Origin of the sequence: Haladaptatus paucihalophilus DX253 (assembly GCF_000376445.1) — an archaeon.
GTDB lineage: Archaea > Halobacteriota > Halobacteria > Halobacteriales > Haladaptataceae > Haladaptatus > Haladaptatus paucihalophilus.
This window is the reverse complement of the sequence record NZ_AQXI01000001.1, coordinates 1840396-1864963: the sequence shown is the minus strand read 5'-3', so window position 1 is coordinate 1864963 and position 24568 is coordinate 1840396. Positions and strand designations below refer to the sequence as shown.

Genomic DNA, 24568 nt, shown 5'->3' with positions numbered 1-24568 from the left:
CGTCAGACGTTGCCACGGCCGCCGTAGAACGACACCATTCCGCCGACTATCTTGTTCTCCGCCCGTCGCAGGTGCTCCTCCAGTGTCCGCCGCTCGACGCCCATCTCCGCCGCGATTTCGCTCGTCGTGGTCTCGCGCGGAATCCGATAGTACCCCATCTCGACCGCCAACACCAACGCTTCCTGCTGACGCGACGAAAGGTCGGGTAACGCGGTTTCCGGCGTGAGAAGCGGTCTGTCACCCGAAACAGCCCTGATTTCGCGCTTCGATTCTATCGTCACCGGAAACGTCGTTACGAGGTCGCGGTACAGCGCTGTCAGGTTCGCCGAATCGAGCGCCAGTATCCGACACCACTTCTCACCGGCGACGTACCGCAACGGCGGGACGAGCAGGCAGTTGTGGCGGGCGAGAAACGACTCCACGGTGTCGGATTCGTGCTCTTTCAGACACGCTTCGGTCATCGCCACCCGTTCGTCGCCCTCGACCAGTAGTTCCTGCACGCCGACGAGCCGTTCGATGCGTTCGAGGACGGCTTCCCCGTCCGGGCCGCTGAGGTGCAACAGGTCACAGTGGTCGTTACACCACAACTCGACCGCCGTTTCGGTTCCCGCCGTCGCTTCCGCCGGAACGCTCGGCTGTTCGATTCGCATCACGACCTCGTGCATCACCGGGAATTCTCGCCGGAAATATTTAAAGAACCCTCCGAGAGGAGGGTCGTGGGTATTTGCGCCTCGCGTTCATACTACAAGCTAGAAACCGCATGAACGACTCATCGGACCCCGATCACGACATCGGCGACCCGAGCGCCCAGTGGCGCGACTATCAGGGTGCGCCCACCGGGACGGACATCGAGTGCAAGGGCTGGCGGCAGGAGGCGGCCCTCCGCATGCTGAACAACAACCTCGACCCGGACGTCGGCGAGAACCCCGAGGAACTCGTCGTCTACGGCGGGACGGGGCGGGCGGCCCGCTCGTGGGACGCCTACGACGCCATCATGGCCGAACTGCGCGAACTGGACGACGACGAGACGCTGCTCGTCCAGTCCGGCAAACCCGTCGGGCGATTCACGACGCACGAACGCGCGCCCCGCGTCCTCATCGCCAACTCCAACCTCGTCGGCAAGTGGGACGACTGGGAGCACTTCCACGAACTCGAAGCGAAGGGTCTCATCATGTACGGCCAGATGACGGCGGGGTCGTGGGCCTACATCGGTACGCAGGGAATCATCCAGGGGACCTACGAGACGCTGGCCGCGCTCGCCGACGAGCACTACGACGGCGACCTCTCCGGTAAAATCGTCGTCACGGGCGGTCTCGGCGGGATGGGCGGTGCCCAACCGCTCGCCGTCACGATGAACCACGGAGTCTGCATCGCGGCCGAGGTGGACGAGGGCCGAATCGACCGCCGCATCGAAACCGGCTACTGCATGGAAAAGACCGACGACTTGGACGACGCCATCGAGAAGGCGACGGAAGCCGCCGAGAACGGCGAACCGTACTCCGTCGGCGTCCACATCAACGCCGCCGACATGCTGGAGGGGATGCTCGACAGGGGATTCGTCCCGGACGTCATCACCGACCAGACGAGCGCCCACGACGAACTGGAGGGCTACTATCCGTCGGGCTATTCCGTCGAAGAAGCCGACCACCTCCGCGAGGAGGACCCCGAAACGTACGTCGAGGAGAGTCTGGACACGATGGCTCGCCACGTCCGAGGCATCCTCGACATTCAGGACGCGGGTGCTATCGCCTTCGAGTACGGCAACAACATCCGCGGACAGGTGAAAGAACACCGCGACATGCAACACGCGTTCGATTTCCCCGGATTCGTCCCCGCCTACATCCGCCCGCTGTTCTGTCAGGGCAAGGGTCCTTTCCGCTGGGCCGCGCTCTCCGGCAACCCCGAGGACATCCACCGCACCGACGAGGCCGTCGTGGACCTGTTTCCCGAGAAGGAGCAACTCCACCGCTGGATAGACCTCGCACAGGAGCAGGTCGAGTTTCAGGGACTTCCCTCGCGGGTCTGTTGGCTCGGCTACGCTACGGATGACGACGGCCTCACCGAACGCGCTCGCTTCGCCCTCCGAATCAACGAACTCGTCGCGGACGGTGAAATCGAGGCCCCCATCGTCGTCACCCGCGACCACCTCGACGCCGGGTCCGTCGCCAGCCCCAACCGCGAGACGGAAGCCATGCGCGACGACTCGGACGCCATCGCCGACTGGCCGATTCTCAACGCCCTGCTCAACTGCGCGGCGGGCGCGGACATCGTGTCCGTCCACGACGGCGGCGGCGTCGGCATCGGCAACGCGCTTCACGCGAACAACCACGTCGTCCTCGACGGCTCCGAGTTGGCCGCCGAGAAGGCCCGCCGTGTGTTCACCACCGACCCGGGAATGGGCGTGATTCGCCACGCCGACGCGGGCTACGACGAGGCGATAGAACAGGCCGAGAAATCGAACGTCGCGGTTCCGATGCGTGACCGACCATGACCGGACTGAACCCACCGTCCGAATGGCGCGGCACGTCGTCCGATCCGAACGACGAACAGTTCGGCGATGTCGTAGAACCCATCTCGGAACTGGACGACGACCGCCTTTCCGAGTTCGACGCGGTACTCCTCGGCGAACCGTTCGACCACGCCGTCATCGGCCGAAAAGGCGCGGCGGACGGCCCGGCGGCGCTCCGCGAGAGCCTCGCCGGTGTGAAAACCCACCACTTCGACGCCGGACCGGTCGGCAACGTCGGCGACGCTGGCGACCTGATGCTCATGCTCGACTCGGACGAACCGAACGAGGTCACGACTCGACTGCTCCAGCAGGAGGCCCGCATCCTCACGAACCGACTCCACGACGCCGACGCGCTCCCCGTCTTCCTCGGCGGCGACAACTCCTTCACCTATCCGAACGCCGCACCGCTCCTCGAAGATGGTTCGCTCGGCGTTGTCAACTTCGACGCGCATCTCGACGTGCGCGAAGTGCGCGACGACCCGACCAGCGGCACGCCGTACCGTCAGCTGTTCGACGCGGGCCTCGACGCCTACGCCTGCGTCGGCGCGCGCCACTTCGAGACGAGTTCGAGGTACGCCGATACCGTCCGCGAATCGGGCGGCGAAGTCGTCACGGCCGAAGAGGTCGGCGACGATGCCGTCTCCGCCATCGACACCGCGCTGGAGTCGCTGGACGACGTTGACGCGATATACGTGAGCGTCGATTTGGACGTGCTCGACGCCGCGTTCGCACCCGGCGTCAGCGCGCCGACGCCGGGCGGCATCTCCCCCCGCGAACTGTTCCGCATGCTCCGGCTCGCCGCCAGCGACGACCGCGTTGCTGGTTTCGAAGTCGTGGAATGCGCCCCGTCGCTCGACCGCGACGACCGAACGGTGAACGCCGGTGCGCGGGCGATTGCCCACTTCCTCTCCGCCGTCGGAGGTGGCCAATGACCGACTCGGAACCGAACGAAAACGACCTCACCGCCCTCGTCCACGACGCGAAACAGGTCGTCACGGTCGAAGACGACGGGTCCCTCGGAATCTACGAGGACGCCGCAATCGCGGTGGTTGACGGCGATGTCGCGCGTATCGGCGCGACGGGTCCCGTCACCCGCGAGTTCCCGCCGGAGAACGCGACCCACGTCGTCGATGCGAGCGGCAAAGCGGTGATTCCGGGGTTCGTTGACCCGCACACCCACGCGCTGTTCGCCGGGGACCGCTCGGACGAGTTCGAGGCGAAACTGCAGGGGAAGACGTATGGGGAAATCCTCTCCGACGGCGGCGGTATCCTCCGAACCGTCCGCGCGGTGCGGAAGGCGAGCGACGAGGAACTCCTCTCGAACCTGCTCTCGCACCTCGATACGATGCTCGCCCACGGGACGACGACGGTCGAGGTGAAATCCGGCTACGGGCTGGACACCGAAACCGAACTCAGAATGCTCGACGTCATCGCTCGGGCCGACGACCACCACGCGGTCGATGTCGTCCCGACCTTCATGGGGGCCCACGCGATTCCGGAAGGCCGGGACGCGGACGACTACGTGGATGAAGTCGTCGAGAAACAGATTCCGGCCGTCGTGGAACAGGGCGTCGCGGAGTTCTGCGACGTGTTTTGCGAGGAAGGCGTCTTCACAGTCCCGCAGTCCCGCCGCGTCCTGAAAACCGGCGAGGAGCAGGGATTGACCCCGAAGGTCCACGCCGAGGAACTCGCGCACATCGGCGGTTCGCAACTCGCCGCGAATCTCGGGGCGACGAGCGCGGACCACCTTCTCTACGCGACGGATGACGACATCGCCGCCCTGACCGACGCCGGTGTCGTCCCCGTCCTCCTGCCGGGAACCGCCTTCGGCCTCGGCGCGGAGTTCGCCGACGCCCGCGCGTTCCTCGATGCGGGCGCACCGGTGGCGATAGCGACGGACTTCAACCCGAACTGCCACTCCCAGAGCATGGGCTTCGCCTCGTCGCTCGCCTGCGTGGAGATGGGCATGACGCCCGCCGAGGCGCTGGTCGCCGGGACGAAACACGCCGCGATGGCGCTCGATATCGGAGACGGAACCGGGACGCTTCAACCGGGTACCCCGGCCGACATCGCGGTCATCGACGCACCGAGCTACGTTCACGTCCCGTACAACTTCGGCGTGAACACGGTCGAGACGGTGCTGAAGAACGGCGAGGTGGTCCATCATGAGTGAAATCGAAATCGACGGCGAATCGCTAACGCCCGAGGACGTCGAACGCGTCGCGCGCGACGACGCGACCGTCTTCGTCCCCGAGGACGTCCGCGAACGGGTCAGAACCGCACGGAAACGCGTCGAACAGGTCGTCGAGAGCGGCGAGGCCGTCTACGGCGTCAACACCGGCTTCGGCGAACTCGTGGACGAACGAATCCCGCGCGAGGACATCGAGACGCTCCAGACCAACCTCATCAGGAGCCACGCCGCGGGTGCGGGCAGGGAACTGCGCCGCGAGGAGGTCCGGGCCATGATGCTCGGCCGGGTCAACGCGCTCGTCAAGGGCTACTCCGGCATCCGCGAACTCGTCGTGGACCAACTCGTCACGATGCTGAACGAGGGCGTCCATCCGGTCGTCAAATCGCGCGGCAGCCTCGGCGCGAGCGGCGACCTCGCGCCGCTCGCGCACCTCGCGCTGGTCATCATGGGCGAGGGAACCGCAACGGTGGACGGCGAACGACTCGACGGTGCCGACGCGCTCGAAACCGCCGGACTCGAACCGGTGACGCTCGCGGCCAAGGAGGGGTTGGCGCTCATCAACGGCACGCAGCTCTCTGTCGGTCTCGCCGCCCTCGCCGTGCGCGACGCCGAACGAGCGATTCGAGCGGCCGACGTCGCCGGGGCGCTCACGACCGAGGTGACGATGGGAACCACCGCCTCCGCCGACCCCGTAATCGCCGACGTCCGTCCTCACGACGGCCACGCGAAGAGCGCGCGGAACGTAAAGCGCCTCACCGCCGACTCCGAAATCGTCGAGTCCCATCGCAACTGCGACCGCGTGCAGGACGCCTACTCGCTTCGTTGCCTGCCGCAAGTCCACGGTGCGGTCCGGGACGCCGTTGCCCACCTCCGCGGCGTCGTCGAAATCGAACTCAACAGCGCGACCGACAATCCGCTCATCTTCCCCGCAGATACGGTAAACAGTCGGGCCAGCGGTGCGGGCGACGCGGCTGTCCTCTCCGGCGGCAACTTCCACGGCGACCCGCTCGCGCTCCCGCTCGACTACCTGACGAACGCTGTCACGGAACTCGCGGCCATCTCGGAACGCCGGGTGGACCGCATGCTCAACCCGAACACGCAGGAACCACACCTGCCGCCGTTCCTCACCGAACACAGCGGGCTGCGCTCGGGCTACATGATCGCCCAGTACACCGCCGCCGCGCTGTTGAACGAAAATCGCTCCATCGGGCGCGCCTCGATGGACAACACGCCAGTCAGCGGGAATCAGGAGGACCACGTGAGTATGAGTGCCCAGAGCGCGTACAACGCCCGCCGTGCCGTGGCGAACGCGCTTTCCATCGTCGGTATCGAACTCCTCTGCGGCGCGCAAGCCGCGGAGTTCGTCTCCGACGACCTCTCCCACGGTGTCGGTACCGCGGCCGCCTACGAGGCTGTCCGCGAAGTCGTCCCGCCGCTCGTTGAGGACCGCCCCATTCACGAGGACATTTCAGCGGCCGAGACGCTGGTGTGGTCCGGCTTGCTCGAAGAGCGCGTTCGAGACGCGCTCTCCGAATCCCTCGACTAATCGGCCATCGTCCGATTCGAGTCCGTCGCCGTCCCGATTCGCGGCTTCCCAGTTCTGTCGAGCGCCCACACGCCGTGTTCCTCGCACTCGAACACGCGATGAAAGACGCACGCGGACTCCGCACCGCATTTCGGGCACGGGTGAACCGGCCCTTCCGCCGACGTGTCCGCCCCCATCTCCGCGTACACGTCCCGCCAATCACCGCTCGGTGAGGTTCGTTCGTCGGGCATGGGTCGGTGTGGTGTCGGTTTTATCTCCGCTCGTTTCGTCCGTAATCGAGAGCCGTCGCTCTTCGCGTCGTCTACCCGGCCCCTTCGAAATCGTATCCGCGGTCGAAAGGGTGCTCGTGGAGTTCGCTACTGTGGCGTCGTTTCGCCCTCGGTAGCCGCTCCCTCGTCCGCTTCGTCGCCGCCGTCGTCACCCGCTCCATCGACGGTGGCGAGGCTTTCGAGCGCCCGAATCGCGTTGTCGCGGTAGGTGTCGATGGGTCGCTCGTACTCCTCTTTCGCCATCGCGGCGTAGCGGTTCGTCTCGTCGTCGAACGCCTCGATGCGTTCGAGAGTTCGCTCGGCGGTTTCGACCACCCAGCGGTCCCGCGTCGATTCGTCCACCACCGTGATGGACTCCGGTCGAAGCGAGACGTTCACCGTTCCGTCGTCCATCTCGAACGTCCGGGGTTTCCCGGCGATGGCGACGTAGGCCGGTGCTTCGAGTTCTCGAAGCATGGCCGCGGCGTCCGGCTGGTACTGCCCGGCGTAGACGAAGAACGTGTCCCCGTTCGGGTCCACGACCCGTCCGCGCCAGTATTCGCTGTCCTCACCGACGTCTTCCTTCTCGGTCAGCGTTCCGACAACGAAGACTCGGTTCGCTCGCTCGCCCGTGGGGAGGAGCAAGTAGACCGGTGCGCGCTCGTCGTCCGACTCTTTGAACGTGTAACTCGCGTCGTTGAACTCCGCCGCGAAGGTGCGGCGTGCGACCTCTCGTGTTGGTGCGTTGCTCATGTTACATCGACCTCGCTTTGATAAGCGCCGCTTCGGCATCCACCGGCCCGGAGAGCAGCTCGACATCGTTCGCGAGCAGGTACCGACCCATCGTCGGTCCCGTCACGCGGTAGTAGTGACCGAGCGTCTTCTCGCGCATCTCGTCGGCCACGACCGTCGTGTCGAGCGCGTCCATCGCCATCTGCTTCGCTTCCTCCAGTTCGATGCCGGTCAGGTTCTCGGTCGATTCCTGATTGAAGATGACCTCGTGTACGTCGAGACCGTCGTCCAAGACGCCCTTGATTCGGAGGTCGAATTCGCCTTCCTGCTCGCCGTGCTCCGAACAGCGGCCGTTTTGCAGGACGCGCGTGCAGTCTTCCTTCGGACACCGCTTGATGAGCCCGCTGCCGGACTGGATGTCCACCAGCGCGCCCTCCATCTCGGTGCTGTTGTCGCCGACCTCGATGTCGGCGTCGAGTTCCTCGATGGTGGTCGTGCGGTTGAGTTTCACCGAATAGCGGCCCTGATACTCGTCCGTAACGACGTTACCGAGCGAGTAGACCGTCCCTTCCTCCAGTTCGGGGAGGTCGGATTTGGCCCACTTGGTGAACTTGATGGTGCCCGTCTCGTCGCCGAGGAGGCCGACCTGGCCCACGGCGTCGCTTCGCGGTTCCCAAAGGTCGACGACCTTCGCGGTGAGGTTCACCCACTCTTCGTCGGTTTCGATGTCCTCGACGTTCACGTCGCTGGTCCCGCCGGTTCGAATGTCGTCGCGTTCCAATCCGGCTTCGTCGAGATAATGGCTGGTGACGCTTCGTCGCGCCTCCTCCATCGGCACTTTGTACTCGTTGACGAGGCTGTCGAGACGCGAGGCTACGTCGTCTACGGTCACGTCGAGATGGTCGGAGAACTGTTCGTGTATTTCCTCTGCGTGCTGTCGCACATCGGTCATGGTTGCTCCGTCTCCACTTCGTTTTCTATGGGAGACATGCCGTGGTTGGTTCGCAATAGTATAAAAGGTTACGTGGGAGCAGAGCGGAAGTGAAAACGGCTCGTTCGGGTCGCTAGACGCGCTATTGGTGGGATTTCAACCGTCACGAACTCACCGTCTTCCTCTCGGCGGTTGTTTTGCTCCACCGAATCGGGTTAACCTTTCATTCCCCCACCACCAAGAGGGAGGTATGGACGACCGCCTCGACCGTTTCCTCCGCGTCAAACTCCGGAAGGTGGGAAAGAAGTACGCCGAAACCCGTCAATCGGCGAACCGCCAGATAGAGGAGGCGAAGGATGCGTACCGGAACGCTCACGATACCGTCCTCGCCGATTTGCCGCGGGACGAACACGGCCGGGCCAAAATCGTCTGCCGAAGGCACGTCGACCGTCGGGCAGCGCCGATAGACCAGGAGGGACGGCCGAAGTGTTTCGACCCGGACCATCCCGCGTGCGAGGGATGTGTCGAAGACATCCGCGAAGGGACCATCGAGACGTGGTGAGACGACCGATGATGCGACGGTCGTTGAACGGACGGTTCGATTTCGGAATCAAAGGCTACGTTGAAACGGTCAGATAGCAGGGGAAAAGTCGAAATCGGGACCCGAAAAGATGTGATATTTGCCAGATAATTAAAAGTTCTGCCATATTCTACGGATTCGGATTCGGTGGGTAAAACGCTTCTAACTCTTTCAATCAGGCGAAATAGGTCTGACGCTTGGAATTTCCTTCAAATAGCCAACACAATTTATATGGTTAGCTATCGAATATGTATTCGGTGAAGTTCAAATGAGCACTGAAGTACAAAGCGGTGCGGAAATGGTATCGGAGACCACCGAACAATCGTGGCGTGCTTCGATGGGGGCCGGGGCTATTATCGCCGTAATCGGCGTACTCGCCATCTTAGCGCCGTTCGCGGCCGGTGTTTCGCTATCGATTCTACTCGGAGCGTTGCTGGTCGTCGGGGCGCTGGTTCACATCGCACGCGCCTTCTCGGGTGGCTGGAAGCGGTTCTTCGTGCAGGGACTGCTCGCGGTCATCTACGCCATCGCCGGAATTTCGCTCCTGGCGAACCCGGTCATCGGACTGACGACGCTGACCATCCTGCTGGTCGCGTTCCTCGTCGTCGATGGCGTCCTCGAAATCGTCATGGGGTTCCAGGCCCGCGGCAACCGGGGCTGGGGCGCACTCGTCGTGAGCGGCGTTCTCGCGCTGGTGATTGCGGGGCTGATCTGGGCCGGATGGCCCGCAACCGCCGTCTGGGCGGTCGGCCTCCTCTTCGGCGTGAACCTCCTCGTCAGCGGCGTGTCGATGATGTTCATGGCGCAGGGCACCCGAACCGAAGCCCGCGAGGGGACGACCCCGGAAACGGAACCCCGCGGCGCGGCCTAAACACGCTTTTTTACGAACGAGAACTCGACCCCGACGTTCCGATGAGAGGAATTTAAACGCCGGAGGGTCCTGCGCAGGATATGGACCGCCCGCTCGTCGCACTGATTATGGCTGGGGGTACCGGTACCCGACTCTATCCCGCGAGTCGAAGCGACCGACCGAAACAGTTCTTGTCCCTCCTCGGAGACGATTCGTTGCTCTCCCAAACCGTGAACCGCGCCGGTTTTGCCGACGAAATCTTCGTCTGCACCGCAGAGACGCACGCCGACCTCGTTCGCGAACACGCACCCGAAGCAGGCGTGCTCGTCGAGCCCGAGCCGAAGGATACCGGTCCGGCGCTCGTCTACGCCACGCACCGAATCCGCGAGCAAGTCGGCGACTGCGTGCTCCTCTGCTTGCCGAGCGACCACTACATTACGGGCGACTTCGAGACGACCGCTCGCCGTGCCGCGTTAACTGCAGTCGAAACGGAGGGGGTCGTAACGGTCGGAATCGAACCAACTCGTCCCGCGACAGGATACGGATATATCGAACCGGGACACGATTACGGAAGCTATTTTGACGTTTCCCAGTTCAGAGAGAAACCCGACAAATCGACCGCCGAACGCTTCGTCGATGAGGGTTTCTACTGGAATGCCGGTCTGTTCGCGTGGACGCCGGACGCGTTCCTCCGGGCCGCCCGCGACTCCTCCCTCGAACCCCTCGTCTCCGCGCTCGAAGACGGCGACCCCGCCCCCGGATTCGACGCCGTATCTCCCACGAGCGTGGATTACGCCGTGATGGAGCGCACCGACGACGCCTTCGTCGTTCCCGCCGCGTTCGAGTGGGACGACCTCGGTTCGTGGGACGCGTTCGACCGGTTCGATTCGTCCACGAACGTCGTCCTCGGCGACGCGTTGACCATCGACGCCACGGGGAATATCGTGGCCGGAGACAAACACGTGAGCCTCGTCGGCGTTGACGACCTCGTGGTCGCGGCCTACGACGCCCGCGTGTTAGTCGTGCCGAAATCGGAGGCCCAGCGCGTGCGCGAAGTCGTCACGAAACTGCGCGACGACGACCGTTTTTGATCGGCCGTCAGATTTCTGCATTCGCGTCCCGAATCCGGCACGCTATGGCCGACACGCTACGCGTCAAGTCCGTCGAAACGACGGACGAGTACATCCACGTTCGATTCCGCGACCCGGACGTCTTCGACACGATTCGAACCCCCGATTGGGCCGCCGACATCGCACGGGACATTTCGAACGGGGCAGAGGTTCGAACCGGCAAACGAATCGGCAGTGACGAGTGGGAAGTCCAGAGCGTCCTCATCGAAAAGCAAGCGGGCACCGAGAAAGCCCGTGACGAAGCGAAGGAAATCGCGCAGGAAATCGAGTCTTAGTACAAATCGCAGTAGTGGAACTCGCCGTCACCCACCGCTCGGGTAACCGTCTCGCCGACGTCGACCGAGAGCGGCGAGTCGAACGTCGGCCCGTCCCAAACGAACGTGTGAAACTCGCCGTTTTCGCCGCAGGGGTCGACTTCTTCGGGAAGGTCGGCGAGGAACGCCTCGTCCAACTCCCGTCCCGCAAACGATGCGTCGAGCGTGCCGCCATCGACCGTAACGACCGTCGCGCGGAACCCGGCGTCGAGGAACGACCGAATCTGCTCGTCGGTATCGGGATTCCAAACCGGCCAACAGCCCTCGATGGTCGTTTCCGCCAGTCGCTCTTTTCGATACGCGCGGATATCTTCGAGATAGAGGTCCGCGAAGGCGATGCGCTCGATTCCGCGCGCTTCGTACTCGTCTACCACGCTCGCCATCCGTGCGGCGTACTCCTCGTTCGAACACTCCATCGGGAGTTCGACGTATCGAATCGGAATCCCGAGCGCCTCGGCTTGCGCGTCGTACAACTCCCGGCGCACGCCGTGCATGCTGCTCCTGCCGTTCTCCGAAACCGTCGTGAGCAGTTCGGTGACGTGCGGCAGTTCCAACAGGGCGTAGGCGGCGTCCTTGCCGCCGCTCCACGAGAGCACCGTGTTCTGTTGCGCCGTCATTAGCTTCGGAGTCGTCCGCCGTCGATGGGAAGCGCGACGCCGTTCACGAAACTCGCCCGCTCGCTGGAGAGGAACGCCACGGTGTCTCCGAGTTCCATCGGGTCGCCCACGCGACCCATCGGGATGTCGCTCGCCCAGTCCGCCAACCCTTCCTCGTAGCTGTCGTACTCGCCGCGTTCGAGGGCGGCCTCCACGAGGTCCTGAATCCGCGGCGTTTCGTGCGCGCCCGGAAGCACGGCATTGACGCGGACGTCGGGCGCGAACTCCCGGGCTTGCGTCTGCATCAACCCGATGACGCCCCGCCGAACCGCGTTCGAGAGGACGAGTCCGTCGATGGCCTCCCGAACGCTCGTCGAGGTGATGTTCACGACCGTTCCCGCGTCGCTTTCTACGAGGTGCGGATGTGCCCGTTTCGTCAGCCACACCACGCTCATCACCAGCAGGTCGTAGGCGGCGTACCAATCGCGCTCTAAGGTGTCGAGAAACGGCCCGCTCGGCGGCCCGCCCGCCGAGGTGACGAGGTGGTCGAGTCCGCCGAACTCCTCGACGGTCGCCTCGACCAGCGCCTCGATTTCGTCCGGGTCGGTGATGTCCGTCGGCACCGCGAGCACGTCGCCGCCGCCGAGGTCGGCGATTTCTTCCTCCGCGCTCGCCAGTCCGTCCTCGCTCCGCGCGCAGATGACGACGTTGGCTCCTTCCCGCGCCAACGCCTTCGCGCTCGCCAAGCCGAGGCCGCTCGAACTCGCCGTTACCAGTGCCGTATTACCCTCCAGTCCGAGGTCCATACGTTCGCATCCGTGGGAACCGCTAAAACTCCTCGGGACCCGGCCGTCTGACCGCTACCTCGCCGTCGTGCGTCACGCCGATGAGCAGGGCCGTTCGAATCGTCCGCCCTTTCACCGCCTCGCCCGCCTCGTCGCTGATTCGCTTCATGAGTTCGGGAGCCGCGTGGTTCACCTTTACCCCCGCCTCGTCGCACGCTTCGTACACCCGCGACGGAACGTCGTAGAGGTCGCTGTCGGATTCGACTTCGATTCGAACCGGCGCGCGGAGCGCCTCCGCGAACGCCACCGTTTCGCGCGCCTTGCTGATGTTCTCCCGAGCGCTGGCTTCGATGCTCGACACGTTCGCCCGCGAGGTACCCAGCCGGTCCGCGATGGCCGCCTGTGCGGTGTCGCGCTCGCGGAGCGCGAGCACTTCCGCTTGTCGTCGGGTCAGAACACTCGTCTCCGCGTCGAATCCCGCCCGTCGGAGAATCTCATTCACGTCCAGTTGCTCACTCATTTCGTACCTCCGACATATATCGGCTTACGCCCCCTACCCGCAAATGACTGTCCACTCGTTGGTTTATCCGCCCCAGAAGTTGTCTCGACTTCCAAGGTGTTGTCGCCGTTCCGCTTTCCTGTCGTCTTTCGTCTCGGCATCGCCGTCCGCGGCTTCCTCGCCGCCTTTGTCCGTTTCCTCCGGCTCCATTGGCAGCCGTTCGATGGGGTCCGCGAGCGCGTGGTTTCCCTTCACGTTCGTGATCTTCACCTTGGCGCGGGCGTCGGGAAGAATCCCGTCGACGAGAACGATGAACCCGTCTTCGGTTCGACCGACGCCGGAGCCGCTTTCGTGAATGTCGTCGATATCCACGACGACTTCCTCGCCCGGCTGGACCGGGGCGGTCTTCAACTCGCGGATCGGTTGGTTGTAGTGATTGCACCATTCCGCGCCGCCGCGGTCGCCGTAGTGATGACATCCCATCCCGTTGATTCGTTCTTCGAAACTGGGGCAGTCATCGGCGAGTGGACAGTCCGGCATGCTACAGGCTATAGCGGCGCGTGCCTAAACACTTCCGCAACCTTTTCTTGCGGTCGGGAACCGAATCCGGTGCAAACCGCGCCGGATTCGGTCTACCTCCCTGAGAAAAGGTTGATCAAAAGCACCGGAAGACGTTCCGGCTCACTTCGTTCGCGGGCTGCGACTTCCGAGCCTTCGTTCGCGCTGCTCACGAAGACCCTCCTCACCCCCTCCCGTCGCGTCCGAAGACTCGCGTTCGCTCGTCTTCGACGCGCCTTCGAGGGGTTCGTCGGCCCGGAAAATCGGAGATTTTCCGGAAGAGTCGCTAGTGACTAGCGGCTGTGTCACCGGTCGATTCCGGTGGTTGCGTTACCCACCGTTGCTCTCGTGTTCTTCGTGTCCGTCGCGTATCTCGAAAATAGCTACAAAAATCGCTCGCGGAACTCAGGCCAACGGCGTCCGCTCGACCACTTGCCCGTCGTAGGTCGGATACTGCTCGACGATTTCGCCTTTCTCCACGTCGCCCTCCTCTATCATCTCCTCCAGCAGCCACCACGCGACTTCGATGTGGTTCGATTTGACGGTGTAGAACTCCTCGGGGACGCCGAGTTCGGCGAACCGCTTCTCGTCGGCCCACGTCTTCCCGTAAATCAGGGTACCGTCGTCCGTCACGTCGTCGAACTCGCGGCGAATCTGTCGGGCCATCCGCTTCAGGCGGTTGCGGTGCTGGGCGGCGTCCTTGAACACCGAGGTACAGAAGTACGTTCGCGGGTGGTCACCCATCACGTCGAGGATGTCCTCCTTGGACCCATCGACGGCGGACATGTGACCCTCTTGGAGTTCGAATCCCTCGGCCTGCATCCGACGGTAGTTGCCCTGGGACATCTCGAACTCGTTGATGTTACAGAACTCCGCCGCGCCCTCGTCGAGGAAGTCGAGGAACTCCTCTTCGGCGCGGATACCCGGAATCTCGAACGCGGGGGTGAGTCCTTCCTCGCGGGCGATGTAGAGGATGTCCTCCCACTCGGTCCCGTGAAGTTCTCCCCACTGTTCGTACGGCGGATGGAAGCGAATCTCGTCCAACCCGGCCTCCGACAGTCGTCGCATGTTCTCCCGCCCGCCCGTGATACCGGTGTAGAGGTGCGTGTGGTGGTCCTCGCCGAACTCGTCTTTGAGAAGCGAGAGGTACCGACAGGTCTTGTTCATCGCCTCCTGCGGTTCGCCACCCGTGATGGACGTGCCGAGCGCGTTCATGCGCTTTGCCTCCGTAATCACGTCCTCGTCGTCCTCGACGAGGCGCTCGTTGGCGTACACGTCGGTGACGTTCTTCCGGTTCTCACCGAGGGGGCAGTAAAAACAGTCGCGCTGGTCGCAGTAGCCGTAGACGAAGAGAACCATCTTCCCTCCTTCAGCACACTGTTCACAGCCCTTGGAAATCATTCGTTGTACCGTTTTGCCCGTCGAGCCTCAAAAAGCGTGCGAATCTCGCTTTCCTCACCCGCAGACCGTCCGCAGCAGGCCGTTCATCATCGACCACATCGCGTCGGAGCTCGATTCGAACACGCGTTGGCCGTGCGCGCTTCCATCGACGGTTTCCAATCGCTTGGGGTTCGAAGCGGCGTCGCGCATCCGCTTCGTCGTTTGCACGGACTTTTCGTCGCCGCGACTCACGACGAACAGCTTCCAGCCCTGCATCTCGGCGGCGGAATCCACGCCCGCTTCCGGTGAGACGACGAGCGTCCCGTCCACCGTCCCCGACTTCGCCTGTGCGTTCGCGCGAACGACGGCGCTCGCGCCCGCACCGGCACCGACGAGGAGGACGCTTTCCACGCCGACCCGACGACGAAGGTAGCGCACCGCCGCGAGAACGTACTCCGGTGCTGCGTCCCCGTCCAGATTCAGGTCGATGGGGAGGCAAGTGTGACCGTCCTCGGCGAGTCGCTTCGCTTGGGGGAGCCAACTCTTCCTGTCGAATCCCTTTCCGTGTGCGAAGACGACGCCGCACTCGCCGTCGCCGAGCAGCGTCCCGCGAACAGTCGCCCCGCCTTCGGTCACGAACTGAACGTCGCCACCGTCCGCTGGCGGCGCGGTTCCGGTCGTGGTTTCGTTGGTCGTCGTCTCGTCTCCAGTTGTCGTTTCTGTCGTCGTCTCCCCCGCGTCGGTCGTCCCATCGGCGGTCGTCGTTCCGGTCGTCGTTCCACCCCCCGTCGTCGTCCCGCTTCCCGTCGTCGTTTCTGTCCCTGTCGGTTCGTCGTCACCGGTGGACGAACAACCTGCGAGCGTTGCCGTCGCTGCGACCCCGACCGCGTGGAGGAGGCGGCGGCGTGTCGGCGTTCGAGTCATCGGTCGAAAACTCCCGTATGAGGCCATTATTATACGCGGGCTAATGTCGGTCGAACGACGGCAAACGCACCGTTTAGACCGTTTATTCCCCCACCAATCCTATTTTATTACTTAACACTGTGTCTATTTCACATCGTGCGCTCTTCGTCTGTTCCACTGGACCACCTCTGCACCTCGGGCCCTCACTCCCGAAAACAGTTAACCATCCGCCGCGTACGCACCGCCAATGCTGCTGGTGTTGTGCGTGGACCTCGACGACGACCTCGGCCGGAAGACCCACTTCGACACGCCGGTCGTCGGTCGGGATAACGTCGAGGCCGCCGCCGTCGCGCTCGCCACCGCGGACCCGGAGGACAGCGACGTCAACGTCATGTTCGAGGGAGTCCACCTCTACGACCGAATCCGGTTCGACGAGAGCGTCGAAGTCGCCATCGTCACCGGAAACGACGGAAGCGACATCGGCGCCAACCGGGAGGTCGGCGAGGAGGTGGACACGGTGCTCGCCAGCCTCAGCACCAGCGAGGAGATAACGACCGTCATCGTTACCGACGGCGCACAGGACGAGAGCGTCATCCCCGTCATCCGCTCGCGCATCCCCGTCGATGGCGTCCGCCGGGTCGTCGTCCGGCAGGCACAGGACTTGGAGTCGATGTACTACACCATCAAGCAGGTTCTCGACGACCCCGAAACCCGCGGCACGATTCTCGTCCCGCTCGGCATCCTGATACTCATCTATCCGCTCGCGCTCGCCGCCGACCGGCTCGGCATGCCCGGTGGTGCCGTCTTCGGTGGCCTCTCCGGCCTCCTCGGCTTGTACGTCCTCTTTCGCGGCCTCGGCCTCGAACGCGTCGTGGACCGCCTCGCCGAGAAGACCCGTCGGAGCCTCTACTCCGGTCGCGTGACGCTTATCACCTACGTCGTCGCCGCCGCCCTCCTCGTCATCGGCGGCGTCAGCGGCGTCGATACCCTCGAAGCCATCCGCCAGCAGAACGACGGCCGGAGTCTCGGCGCGCTTCGCGTCCTCGCGGCACTCATCTACGGTGCCGTCGTGTGGTTTTCCGCGGCGGGCATCACCTCCAGCCTCGGTCAAATCACCGACGAGTACCTCGCCGACGAGTTCCGGTGGCGCTACCTGAACGCGCCGTTCTACGTCCTCGCCATCGGCGGCGTCCTCTACGCCGTCAGCGCCTACTTCCTGAGCCGCGCGTCGCTCGAATTCCTCGCCGGAATGCTCACGGCCGGAACCCTGCTCGGCTTGACGAGCACGCTCGTGTTCGCCATCGCCGAATCCCGCTATTCGAGGTCAGGACAGGCGCGAGCGAGCTAGAAATATTGTTTCCGCGTCCCAACTTTCCGGGCGGCGCGCGCTGACGAGGCGACGTGGCCTCTCTCAGCCACGTCGCCTCGGTGAAGTCGTGCGAGGGATGACGGAGGGAGCGTTAGCGACCGGAGAAATCGGTTGGGGAGGGTGTGGCGTGCGAGGGTTCGGAGAACCCTCGAAAACGAACGGCAACGCCGTGAGCACGCGGTGCGGTTGCGGTTTCAGTGACATCTGTACTTGCGGTCCCATGCAAATCAAATACGATTCGCCGGTTCCGGTGAGTTACATGAAGTCCGCGATTCCGGACTGCTTGTTCTTATCATTTTCAAACACGCTCTCCAACGAGCGCTCCAGAATCTGAAGCCGCTGTTTCGTGTACTCGCGGCAGTCGTACTCGTCGGCGACCTGAATCGCGGTGTCCATGTACTTGTTCACCGAGCCTTGATGAACCGTCAGGTTCACCCGGCCGCCACACTCCCGGCAATCGCCCGAGAGCGGCATCCGGCGGTACTTCACGCCGCAGTCCAGACAGCGGGTTTCCTGGCGCGAGAACGCGCGCAGGTTCCCGATGAGGTCCGGCAGGAAGTGCCCCTCGATGACGCGCTCGGCCACGTCGGTCTGGTCCACCGCGCGGGTCTTCCGGGCCAGTTCCAACTGGGCGTTCATCTTGTCCATCATCGACCCGAGGGTCTTGTACGCCGAGAGGTCCGGCCCGAGCGCGATGTTCGAGGTGTCGTGGGTGTGCCGGAACCCGGTGTACTCGCGGTCGGTGCCCAGATACTCCTCCGCGATGGTGATGTCCACGTCCTCCGGGTCCACCATCTCCAGCGTCGCCTCGTAAAACTCGCGGGGATACCGGTCCACGATGTCCATGTTGTGCGCCTCGTCGTCGATTTCCGAGGGGTCGATGCGCGAGGACATCACCAGCGGCGCGTCCATCTGCCCGCCGCGCTTGTCCGGCAGGAACTCCTTCGAGAAGTTGAGCAGGCCGTCCATGAGGAGCATCACGCAATCTTCGTCGCCGTCGCACTGCTTCGTCGCTATTCCGTTTGCGACGAGGTTGTGCGTGTCTCGAACGGTGACACAGTACGTGTTCGAAATCTCGGACTGAACGATTTCGACTCGCGTTACTTCGTCGCGCTCGAAGGAACCACCGTCCGCAACTGCTCCTGAACTCGTGTCTCCCTCCGAGAATCTGGAACCTGCTTCTCCGAGGAAACCGGGAACCGAAGCGCCGGCTTTCAGTTCTCGCGCTTCGATTTCTTCGGGGCCGTTTCCGCTCCACCGAAGCATCGAATGGTCCGGCGTCACCGTAATTTCCCGCCCGCTTCGCGTTTCGATTTCGACCAAGTGATTCGGAGCCGGATGTTTTGAAACCGCTTCGATGGGTTTTCGAACGACGTTCCCATCCTCGTCTATCGACGGCACCAAAACCTCGCAATCGAGTTCTTGGACGAGTGCACCCAAATCATCCTCTCTCGGGTTTTCCAACCGCTCTTCGACCAACTGTCGAATTTCGTCATACCGCCACTCGTCGTCCTGGTCCCGATACCACACCTTCGTCTCCGGATGGAAGCAATTCCGCCGTTTCGCCGCGTGGAAGTACGGATGTGCGTATCCCACCGCCGCGCTCGTGAAGCCGATGACGCGGCCGACGACGGCGGCGGAGGTGTGGGGTGCCATCCCGAAGACGAGTTCCCCGACCAAATCGTCGCGCTCGTCCATGTCGTAGAACGGTTCGAGGCCGTAGTAATCCTCCAGCAACTGGTCCACGAAGTCGGCGGTTTTGAGCAGGTGGGTGGCCGCGCCGTCCGAGAGCACGATGTCCTGTACCCGGAGTTCTACGAGTTGGTCGTCGTGCTGGAGTGGTTCGCCGTGGATGTCCTCCTCGTAGCCGAGCGCGCGGAGTTGCCCCGGTTCCACGTCCAGTTCGGACGCCCTGACCGAGGTGACGGGAAGGTCGGTCATGTCGTAGCGAATCGTCCCGTCCTTGAACGCGCTGACGCCGTGTTTGGCGCGGAGAACGCCCTTCTCGATGGGTTCGGGCGTCTTGTGCGCCGAGGTGAGTCCCTTGACGCCTTTGAGCGTATCGAAGACGTTCGGGCGCTCGCCGACCGATTCGAGCGCGCCCCGGAACTCGTCGTTCATCTCTATCGTCTGCCACTCGACGCTCGTGGCGGGGACCTCGCAGCGGGGGCACTCCGCCCGTCCCGCTTGGTCCGGTTCGACGCGGGTTTCACAGTCGGGACAGCGGTACACGGGATAGGTGTTGCCGCCGCACTCCGGGCACAGGCATTTGAACGTCTCGTGCCCGCACTCTTCGCACTCTCGACGTCCGATTTGGACCTCGATTTGCCCGCGCTTCCCGGACATGCCTTCGGTGTGGGCGGCGGCTTTCGCCACGTCGCGCTGATCGCCGCCCGCTTCGCCGAGCGGGAAGAGGGTGTGTACCGCGGGACTCATCTCGCGCTTTTCCGACTTCTCCGGCCGTCCCATCCGGTTCCCGATTCGCGTCGGTGCGCGCTCCCGGACGGAAAACGGTGCGACTTCGTTGACCGCTTTCACGGCGTTGTCCCCGGGTTCGTTCTCTCCCCACTCGCGCGCCTCGTCTGATAGTGATTCCCACGCGCGCGTGAGATCCGCGTCGAATCCGAGCGACCGAATGAGGGGTTCCCAGTCCGGTATCTCCAGGACCTCGCCCTGTCTGTGTTCGACGAGAAGGTGTTCGAGCGCCGTTCGTACCGTCTCGGTGTTCGAAAGGACGAGTCGCCCGTCGCGGACCTCTCCCGACTCGACGGCTTCGGCCAGCGCTTCGAAGTCCGTCACCGAAATATCGTGCCAGAGGTAGGTGTACTTCGGATGCAGCGGCGCGTCGTACTCCGTCGCCCACGCTAACGCCTCCGCTGCCGAGGGGTCTTCGAGGTCGATGTGGGGGTCGTCGCGCATGGCCTGCACGTCCGCACCGGCGTGTTCGAAGTCCTGAACCCACCACTCGAACACGTAGGATGCGGGCGGGAGCGGGTGGTTGTTCTCCACGAACTCGCCGTAGTTGACGAGGTATTCGCCGAGGTCGAGAATCTCCTCGACGCCGTTCCTGATTTCGAGCGCCTCGTCGGTGTCGTCGATGCGGCGCACGTCCCCGTTCGCCAACCTGACGGTCGGCCCCTCGATGGTATCGACGGGGATGACGCCGCCCGCTTTCCCGGGCCGCTCGGTCTTGATTTGCGTTCCGGTCGCGAGGAAGTCGTCCACGAGGTGCATCGTCGCGGGTTGGACGCCCGCGGTCGCAAAGCCGTGGTTTCGCGCCCGTCCGTAGCGAAGGCGGAACCCGCCGGGACGGCAGGGATGGGTAAAGACGGGACGCCCGGCGATGAGGTCGCGGAGGAACTTCGTCGCCTCTTCGACGCGGGGCGGACCGTGTAACTTGTGGTCGCCCTCGGCCTCGCTTTCCGCTCCCTCTTCCTCCTCATCGTCGTCGGCGTCGTCGTCCGCGTTCGCGTTGTCTTCTTTCGATTTGCCGTCGTCCTTTCCGATGGTGCCGTCGATGAGGTCCTGCAACCACGGCCAGTCGATTTCGTCCAGATTCCGCGTGTATCGCTGAATTTTCGGCGCTTTAAGCGCGATACCCTCCGCGAGAACGAGACACATTCCGCCCCGGGCGCTGTTGGTATCCACGCGGTCCAGGTCGCGGAACCCCGAAACCTCCTCGTCGCCCGTCGCTTCCCCGTCCAGCATGACGGGCATGTTCTTGGCGATGAACTTCGACTCTTTGTCCTTCGGGGAGTACTGCAATCCGGTCTCGGAATCGTAGAGGTTTATCTCCTCGGCGTACCGCTCTATCTCGTCGTCACGCGCCTTGTACTCGCCCAGTCCGATGAGCGCCCGCGTGTAGTCCGCGACGAGGACCGAAAGCGCTTGTGCGGTCCCCCCCGCGGAGCGAATCGGACCGGCGTAGTAGACGTTGACGAACTCCGTTCCGTCGTCGTTTTCGAGGAGTTCCACCCGGTCGATTCCCTCGATAGGTGCGGCGACGACACCCTCGGTCAACAGCGCGACTGCCGTTCGAACCGCGCCCTCGATTTTCCCGGCGCGCGTCTCGTAATCACCGACGTTGCCGTCCGCGAAGTCCTTCGCCAGTTCGAGGGCGGCCTCTTCGCGTGACATCTCGCCTTCGAGTTCGCGGACGCGTTCCGCGACGTTCTCGATTCCGAGGATGTTCTCCACGCGGTCGGCCATGTCCTGTGCGACCGGTATCTCGACTTCCGGTTGCGGGTCGCCGCTGCGCTCTTTAGCCGCCTCCGCGACGTCGAACGCCTCGTCGAGCCGCGACTCCAGTCGCTCGAAATACTGCCGGTCTTCGTCCCGCATGTTAGAGCCAGAGGTCGAGGTCGGTCGGCTCGTCGTGTTCCCGGACGAGCGGTTCCTCGAACGTCCGCATGTACAGCTCCCCAGCGAACACCGTCGCCGAGTCGAGGTGTCCGGCGACCGCTTGTCCCGACCGACGAGAGAGAACCGCGTGCGTGTGCGCGAACGGCTCACCGTCGAGCAGGGAGACGTTGCCTACGCACGAGGCGACTTCCAGCGGTTCGTCGAATCGGACCTCGCGGTACTCCGTTTCGTCTTGGTCGTAGAACCAAACGTCGGCGTCCTGTACCGCGCCCATCGCGACGAACCACGCCGCGTCCACGTCCTCGTCGTCGGCCAGTGATTCGATCTCTTCGCGCCAATCCGCTCCGTGTCCGAGTCGGGCAACGAACTCCTGTTCCCCGGCGACCTCCCGATAGTCCATGTCTGCATGGAACTTCGTCCGGGGACAAAAAAGGTTAGTATCGCCCCGTCAGTTCTCCGTTCCAACGAACGTATGCATCGCTTTCCCGAGTACGGTGCTCCTTTCTTGTCAGTCTTATAATTGGTTCTGACGATGGCTCACCGAGGAGTGAAAAACGTGGAGTCGTGGTGAGAGGGCTGTTCGCGGACCGCGGCGGTATGGGGGACTATCGCCAGTTCGGGAGTGCGGCAGTGTCCGATACTCGCATGCAAATCCACGCGTCGTCGCGTGACACATCCGCGATGACGAGTCGTTCCGTCTCTCCGTCATCGTCCACCGAGGCCATGACCTCGGAGTCGTTTGCAAGCGACACCGACACTGCTGCCGTATCCGGCGTCATACTTTGAGAATGAGTACCAAGGGATATAAGGCCACCGAAACGATGATACCTACTCTCGTGATGCTGTGATTTTCCTGAAAAATCGGGTAAAATCGGCGACAATGATGTATTTCACGAAAATAGCACCACGTTACCCGGTCGATTTTGCCAACGTATCACTTTCTCCAGACTTTATTCTATTTTAATTCTCTGTAAAATAACTTGGTGATATAAAAGGAGAATCGACCTCGGACTGCAATAAACCTCCTGTTTAAGACCGTAACGATGCCATTCTCAAGCGGTAAGTTTATCCGCTGTGATACACAAGCCGAGTGTGGATGACAGATACTGACAACCTGACCCGTCGGCGGTTCCTACAGGCAACTGGGGGTGCGGCATCCGCTGTCGCACTTGCTGGCTGTACTGGTGGCGGTGACGATGACAACGGTAACGGCGACGGTAACGGCGACGGTAACAACAGTGGCGGCAACAAGCTGCAACTCATCAACTCGACGATGACCACGCTGGACCCGGTCAAGGCGGCCGACACGGCGTCCGGAACGGTTATTCAGCAGGTCTTCGACTCCTTGATGAACTACCCGAACTCGGAGATTGCCGTCGAGAAACAACTCGCTAAAGGTCACGAGGTTTCCGACGACCAGAAGACCTACACCTTCCACCTCAAAGAGGGCGTTAAATTCCACAACGACAAGGAAGTCACGGCGAAAGACATCGTTTACTCGTGGCGCCGTCTCGCCGAATCGAAGAACTCCCGTCGGCAGTACTTTATTCTGAGTTCCATCGGCGTCAAACACGAGACGACGACGAAGACGTACAAGGACGACGAGGGCGAACACGAACTGACCGTTGCAAAAGCGAACTCGCTGGCGCTCAAGGCGAAGGACGACTACACGCTCGAGATGACGCTCGAAAAGCCGTTCCACGCCACGCTCGAGATGCTCGCCTACACGTCCTTCGCGGCAATCCCCGAAGGTATCGTCGGCGACATCGATGGCTACGACGGCGAGATGAAACAGAGCAAGTTCGCCACGAAGAACCCGATCGGTGCCGGTCCGTTCAAGTTCGACCACTGGAAATCCGACGTTTCCGCGGAAGTCACCAAGTTCGAGGATTACCACGGTGACGTGCCCAAGGTCGATGGCGTCCACTGGAAGATCTCTTCGAACTCCGAGGAGATGTACACCTACGGTGTCATGAACCAGAACGCGGACATGGGGTACGGGAGCAACTTCATCCCCACCTCGAAATACGACCCCGGCAAAGTCAGTGACACCAGCACCGACGACCTCGGTCGAACCGTCGGTAAGTACGGTCCCATCCAAGGGAACACGTTCGATTACCTCGGTGTCTCGACCATCAACACGTACTACATGGGCTTCAACACGGAAGCGGTTCCGAAGCCCGTCCGACAGGCTATCGCCTACGCTGCCAACCAGGAAACCATCGTCGAAGAAGTGTTCAAGGGCCGCGGTGCACCGGCGTACCACCTCACGCCTCCGATGATCTACCCCGGCGGCGCGAAGAAGTACGAGAGCCACGCCAAGAACAAGTATCCGTACAGCTACGACGAGTCCGACCGTGACAAAGCGAAGCAGATCATGGAGGATGCTGGCTACAACGAGAACAACAAGTTCAAGTTCACCTTCACGGTCTACAAGTCCTCCTCGACGTGGCCCAAGCTGGGCAAGCGCCTCCGCGCCCAGCTTCAGGCGGCACACATCGAGATGGAGATCCAGAGGACGCCGTTCTCGACGCTGCTCCAGCAGGGTCGTCAGGGTAAGCTCGAGGCCTACTCGCTCGGTTGGGTCATGGACTGGCCCAAGCCGGACAACTTCCTCGGTCTGCTCTACCCGCCGCTGACCGACACGTCCAAGGACTCGCCGCAGTCGTACACCAACTGGTCCGGAACGCCAGCAGCGAAGAAGGCGACGAACGCGTGGGATACGATCCAGAACAACACCGGTCCGACGGACAAAGAACAGACGGCTCGCGAGGAGGCTTACATCAAGATGGAGGAGGCCAACTGGGAGGACGTCACCTTCCTCAACATGTACCACGGTCTCTCCGAGCGCTTCTCCTACGAATGGGTCGACGCACCCAAGTACGGTGGCGCTGACTACAGCCGTCAGATGTACAACAAAGTCAAACTTAGCGAACGGAAATAATCAGGACAGTTCGGCGTTCATTTTTCTTTAAACGTCCCGTTAGCGGCGTCTATGTCCAAAAATTCGGGGTAATGGTATCGCAAGACATAATGAGAGGAACGCGAAATACGTACCCGTATCAGCCATGAACGCGGTTACCAT

Annotated in this window: 23 protein-coding genes; 10 read left to right on the top strand and 13 right to left on the bottom strand. The window is 62.9% G+C overall.

The genetic code is table 11. From position 1 onward, the window contains the following. Positions 1–2: 2 nt before the first annotated feature. A complete protein-coding gene (locus B208_RS0110400) occupies positions 3–665 on the bottom strand; it encodes a helix-turn-helix domain-containing protein (protein WP_007976119.1) in 663 nt (220 codons plus the stop codon). Between the two features lie 95 nt (positions 666–760). Between B208_RS0110400 and hutU the strand changes: the two genes are divergently transcribed. From hutU to hutH, 4 genes are read left to right on the top strand one after another with little or no spacing between them, the layout of a single operon-like run. Further along, positions 761–2491 carry a urocanate hydratase gene (gene hutU, locus B208_RS0110395; protein WP_007976121.1) on the top strand — a complete coding sequence of 577 codons (1731 nt, stop codon included), beginning with the start codon at positions 761–763 and terminating at the stop codon, positions 2489–2491. After that, complete coding sequence (gene hutG, locus B208_RS0110390; RefSeq protein ID WP_007976123.1) at positions 2488–3441, top strand: formimidoylglutamase; 954 nt, start codon at positions 2488–2490, stop codon at positions 3439–3441. Before hutU ends, hutG begins: the two co-directional genes overlap by 4 nt. Continuing rightward, positions 3438–4682 carry an imidazolonepropionase gene (gene hutI / locus B208_RS0110385; protein ID WP_007976124.1) on the top strand — a complete coding sequence of 415 codons (1245 nt, stop codon included), beginning with the start codon at positions 3438–3440 and terminating at the stop codon, positions 4680–4682. Before hutG ends, hutI begins: the two co-directional genes overlap by 4 nt. Next, on the top strand, positions 4675–6246 hold the full coding sequence (gene hutH, locus B208_RS0110380; RefSeq protein ID WP_007976126.1) for a histidine ammonia-lyase: 1572 nt from the start codon (positions 4675–4677) through the stop codon (positions 6244–6246). Before hutI ends, hutH begins: the two co-directional genes overlap by 8 nt. Here hutH and B208_RS0110375 read toward each other — a convergent pair. The 3 genes from B208_RS0110375 to B208_RS0110365 all read right to left on the bottom strand — a co-directional run bounded on the left by B208_RS0110375 (position 6243) and on the right by B208_RS0110365 (position 8178). Continuing rightward, positions 6243–6476 (bottom strand): hypothetical protein, encoded by a 234-nt coding sequence (locus tag B208_RS0110375; RefSeq protein WP_007976129.1) that lies wholly within the window; start codon positions 6474–6476, stop codon positions 6243–6245. The two genes, hutH and B208_RS0110375, sit on opposite strands and share 4 nt — an antisense overlap. A gap of 126 nt (positions 6477–6602) precedes the next feature. Beyond that, entirely contained in the window at positions 6603–7247 is a 645-nt protein-coding gene (locus tag B208_RS0110370) for an RPA family protein (RefSeq protein WP_007976131.1), read from the bottom strand. A gap of 1 nt (position 7248) precedes the next feature. After that, entirely contained in the window at positions 7249–8178 is a 930-nt protein-coding gene (locus B208_RS0110365; RefSeq protein ID WP_007976133.1) for a hypothetical protein, read from the bottom strand. A 229-nt stretch (positions 8179–8407) separates the two neighbouring features. On the opposite strand from B208_RS0110365, the gene B208_RS0110360 reads away from it, so the two are divergent. From B208_RS0110360 to B208_RS0110345, 4 genes are all read left to right on the top strand, one after another. Next, positions 8408–8719 (top strand): DUF7091 family protein, encoded by a 312-nt coding sequence (locus B208_RS0110360; protein ID WP_007976136.1) that lies wholly within the window; start codon positions 8408–8410, stop codon positions 8717–8719. A gap of 286 nt (positions 8720–9005) precedes the next feature. Beyond that, positions 9006–9608: an HdeD family acid-resistance protein gene (locus B208_RS0110355; RefSeq protein ID WP_073096761.1), complete on the top strand. Its 603-nt coding sequence runs from the start codon at positions 9006–9008 to the stop codon at positions 9606–9608. Positions 9609–9688: 80 nt separating this feature from the next. Further along, positions 9689–10678: a mannose-1-phosphate guanylyltransferase gene (locus B208_RS0110350; RefSeq protein ID WP_018128856.1), complete on the top strand. Its 990-nt coding sequence runs from the start codon at positions 9689–9691 to the stop codon at positions 10676–10678. A gap of 44 nt (positions 10679–10722) precedes the next feature. Next, a complete protein-coding gene (locus tag B208_RS0110345; protein WP_007976144.1) occupies positions 10723–10992 on the top strand; it encodes a hypothetical protein in 270 nt (89 codons plus the stop codon). Here B208_RS0110345 and B208_RS0110340 read toward each other — a convergent pair. The 6 genes from B208_RS0110340 to B208_RS0110315 all read right to left on the bottom strand — a co-directional run bounded on the left by B208_RS0110340 (position 10989) and on the right by B208_RS0110315 (position 15773). Then, entirely contained in the window at positions 10989–11648 is a 660-nt protein-coding gene (locus B208_RS0110340) for a Dph6-related ATP pyrophosphatase (protein ID WP_007976146.1), read from the bottom strand. The two genes, B208_RS0110345 and B208_RS0110340, sit on opposite strands and share 4 nt — an antisense overlap. Next, entirely contained in the window at positions 11648–12433 is a 786-nt protein-coding gene (locus tag B208_RS0110335; RefSeq protein WP_007976148.1) for an SDR family oxidoreductase, read from the bottom strand. Before B208_RS0110335 ends, B208_RS0110340 begins: the two co-directional genes overlap by 1 nt. 22 nt (positions 12434–12455) lie before the next feature. Continuing rightward, positions 12456–12932 (bottom strand): Tfx family DNA-binding protein, encoded by a 477-nt coding sequence (locus B208_RS0110330; RefSeq protein WP_007976150.1) that lies wholly within the window; start codon positions 12930–12932, stop codon positions 12456–12458. A gap of 63 nt (positions 12933–12995) precedes the next feature. Beyond that, positions 12996–13451: a TRAM domain-containing protein gene (locus B208_RS0110325; protein WP_007976152.1), complete on the bottom strand. Its 456-nt coding sequence runs from the start codon at positions 13449–13451 to the stop codon at positions 12996–12998. Between the two features lie 423 nt (positions 13452–13874). After that, positions 13875–14870: a radical SAM protein gene (locus B208_RS0110320; RefSeq protein ID WP_007976153.1), complete on the bottom strand. Its 996-nt coding sequence runs from the start codon at positions 14868–14870 to the stop codon at positions 13875–13877. A gap of 54 nt (positions 14871–14924) precedes the next feature. Then, a complete protein-coding gene (locus B208_RS0110315) occupies positions 14925–15773 on the bottom strand; it encodes an alpha/beta hydrolase family protein (protein ID WP_007976155.1) in 849 nt (282 codons plus the stop codon). A 226-nt stretch (positions 15774–15999) separates the two neighbouring features. Here B208_RS0110315 and B208_RS0110310 point away from each other — a divergent pair, with 226 nt between their 5' ends. Beyond that, entirely contained in the window at positions 16000–17100 is a 1101-nt protein-coding gene (locus B208_RS0110310; protein WP_007976157.1) for a DUF373 family protein, read from the top strand. Between the two features lie 276 nt (positions 17101–17376). Here B208_RS0110310 and B208_RS0110305 read toward each other — a convergent pair whose 3' ends face one another. The 3 genes from B208_RS0110305 to B208_RS24315 all read right to left on the bottom strand — a co-directional run bounded on the left by B208_RS0110305 (position 17377) and on the right by B208_RS24315 (position 22262). Beyond that, positions 17377–21462: a DNA-directed DNA polymerase II large subunit gene (locus tag B208_RS0110305; RefSeq protein WP_007976159.1), complete on the bottom strand. Its 4086-nt coding sequence runs from the start codon at positions 21460–21462 to the stop codon at positions 17377–17379. 1 nt (position 21463) lies between these two features. Continuing rightward, complete coding sequence (locus B208_RS0110300) at positions 21464–21883, bottom strand: PPC domain-containing DNA-binding protein (RefSeq protein ID WP_007976160.1); 420 nt, start codon at positions 21881–21883, stop codon at positions 21464–21466. A 205-nt stretch (positions 21884–22088) separates the two neighbouring features. Further along, positions 22089–22262 (bottom strand): DUF7556 family protein, encoded by a 174-nt coding sequence (locus tag B208_RS24315; protein ID WP_018128854.1) that lies wholly within the window; start codon positions 22260–22262, stop codon positions 22089–22091. A 317-nt stretch (positions 22263–22579) separates the two neighbouring features. Between B208_RS24315 and B208_RS0110290 the strand changes: the two genes are divergently transcribed. Next, entirely contained in the window at positions 22580–24427 is a 1848-nt protein-coding gene (locus tag B208_RS0110290) for an ABC transporter substrate-binding protein (RefSeq protein WP_026177807.1), read from the top strand. Positions 24428–24568: the final 141 nt, after the last annotated feature.

What these genes read in the sequence shown, in the direction of transcription:
- B208_RS0110400 (WP_007976119.1), bottom strand. Translation starts at nt 665, where the DNA reads ATGCACGAGGTCGTGATGCGAATCGAACAGCCGAGCGTTCCGGCGGAA.
- hutU (WP_007976121.1), top strand. Translation starts at nt 761, where the DNA reads ATGAACGACTCATCGGACCCCGATCACGACATCGGCGACCCGAGCGCC.
- hutG (WP_007976123.1), top strand. Translation starts at nt 2,488, where the DNA reads ATGACCGGACTGAACCCACCGTCCGAATGGCGCGGCACGTCGTCCGAT.
- hutI (WP_007976124.1), top strand. Translation starts at nt 3,438, where the DNA reads ATGACCGACTCGGAACCGAACGAAAACGACCTCACCGCCCTCGTCCAC.
- hutH (WP_007976126.1), top strand. Translation starts at nt 4,675, where the DNA reads ATGAGTGAAATCGAAATCGACGGCGAATCGCTAACGCCCGAGGACGTC.
- B208_RS0110375 (WP_007976129.1), bottom strand. Translation starts at nt 6,476, where the DNA reads ATGCCCGACGAACGAACCTCACCGAGCGGTGATTGGCGGGACGTGTAC.
- B208_RS0110370 (WP_007976131.1), bottom strand. Translation starts at nt 7,247, where the DNA reads ATGAGCAACGCACCAACACGAGAGGTCGCACGCCGCACCTTCGCGGCG.
- B208_RS0110365 (WP_007976133.1), bottom strand. Translation starts at nt 8,178, where the DNA reads ATGACCGATGTGCGACAGCACGCAGAGGAAATACACGAACAGTTCTCC.
- B208_RS0110360 (WP_007976136.1), top strand. Translation starts at nt 8,408, where the DNA reads ATGGACGACCGCCTCGACCGTTTCCTCCGCGTCAAACTCCGGAAGGTG.
- B208_RS0110355 (WP_073096761.1), top strand. Translation starts at nt 9,006, where the DNA reads ATGAGCACTGAAGTACAAAGCGGTGCGGAAATGGTATCGGAGACCACC.
- B208_RS0110350 (WP_018128856.1), top strand. Translation starts at nt 9,689, where the DNA reads ATGGACCGCCCGCTCGTCGCACTGATTATGGCTGGGGGTACCGGTACC.
- B208_RS0110345 (WP_007976144.1), top strand. Translation starts at nt 10,723, where the DNA reads ATGGCCGACACGCTACGCGTCAAGTCCGTCGAAACGACGGACGAGTAC.
- B208_RS0110340 (WP_007976146.1), bottom strand. Translation starts at nt 11,648, where the DNA reads ATGACGGCGCAACAGAACACGGTGCTCTCGTGGAGCGGCGGCAAGGAC.
- B208_RS0110335 (WP_007976148.1), bottom strand. Translation starts at nt 12,433, where the DNA reads ATGGACCTCGGACTGGAGGGTAATACGGCACTGGTAACGGCGAGTTCG.
- B208_RS0110330 (WP_007976150.1), bottom strand. Translation starts at nt 12,932, where the DNA reads ATGAGTGAGCAACTGGACGTGAATGAGATTCTCCGACGGGCGGGATTC.
- B208_RS0110325 (WP_007976152.1), bottom strand. Translation starts at nt 13,451, where the DNA reads ATGCCGGACTGTCCACTCGCCGATGACTGCCCCAGTTTCGAAGAACGA.
- B208_RS0110320 (WP_007976153.1), bottom strand. Translation starts at nt 14,870, where the DNA reads ATGATTTCCAAGGGCTGTGAACAGTGTGCTGAAGGAGGGAAGATGGTT.
- B208_RS0110315 (WP_007976155.1), bottom strand. Translation starts at nt 15,773, where the DNA reads ATGACTCGAACGCCGACACGCCGCCGCCTCCTCCACGCGGTCGGGGTC.
- B208_RS0110310 (WP_007976157.1), top strand. Translation starts at nt 16,000, where the DNA reads ATGCTGCTGGTGTTGTGCGTGGACCTCGACGACGACCTCGGCCGGAAG.
- B208_RS0110305 (WP_007976159.1), bottom strand. Translation starts at nt 21,462, where the DNA reads ATGCGGGACGAAGACCGGCAGTATTTCGAGCGACTGGAGTCGCGGCTC.
- B208_RS0110300 (WP_007976160.1), bottom strand. Translation starts at nt 21,883, where the DNA reads ATGGACTATCGGGAGGTCGCCGGGGAACAGGAGTTCGTTGCCCGACTC.
- B208_RS24315 (WP_018128854.1), bottom strand. Translation starts at nt 22,262, where the DNA reads ATGACGCCGGATACGGCAGCAGTGTCGGTGTCGCTTGCAAACGACTCC.
- B208_RS0110290 (WP_026177807.1), top strand. Translation starts at nt 22,580, where the DNA reads ATGACAGATACTGACAACCTGACCCGTCGGCGGTTCCTACAGGCAACT.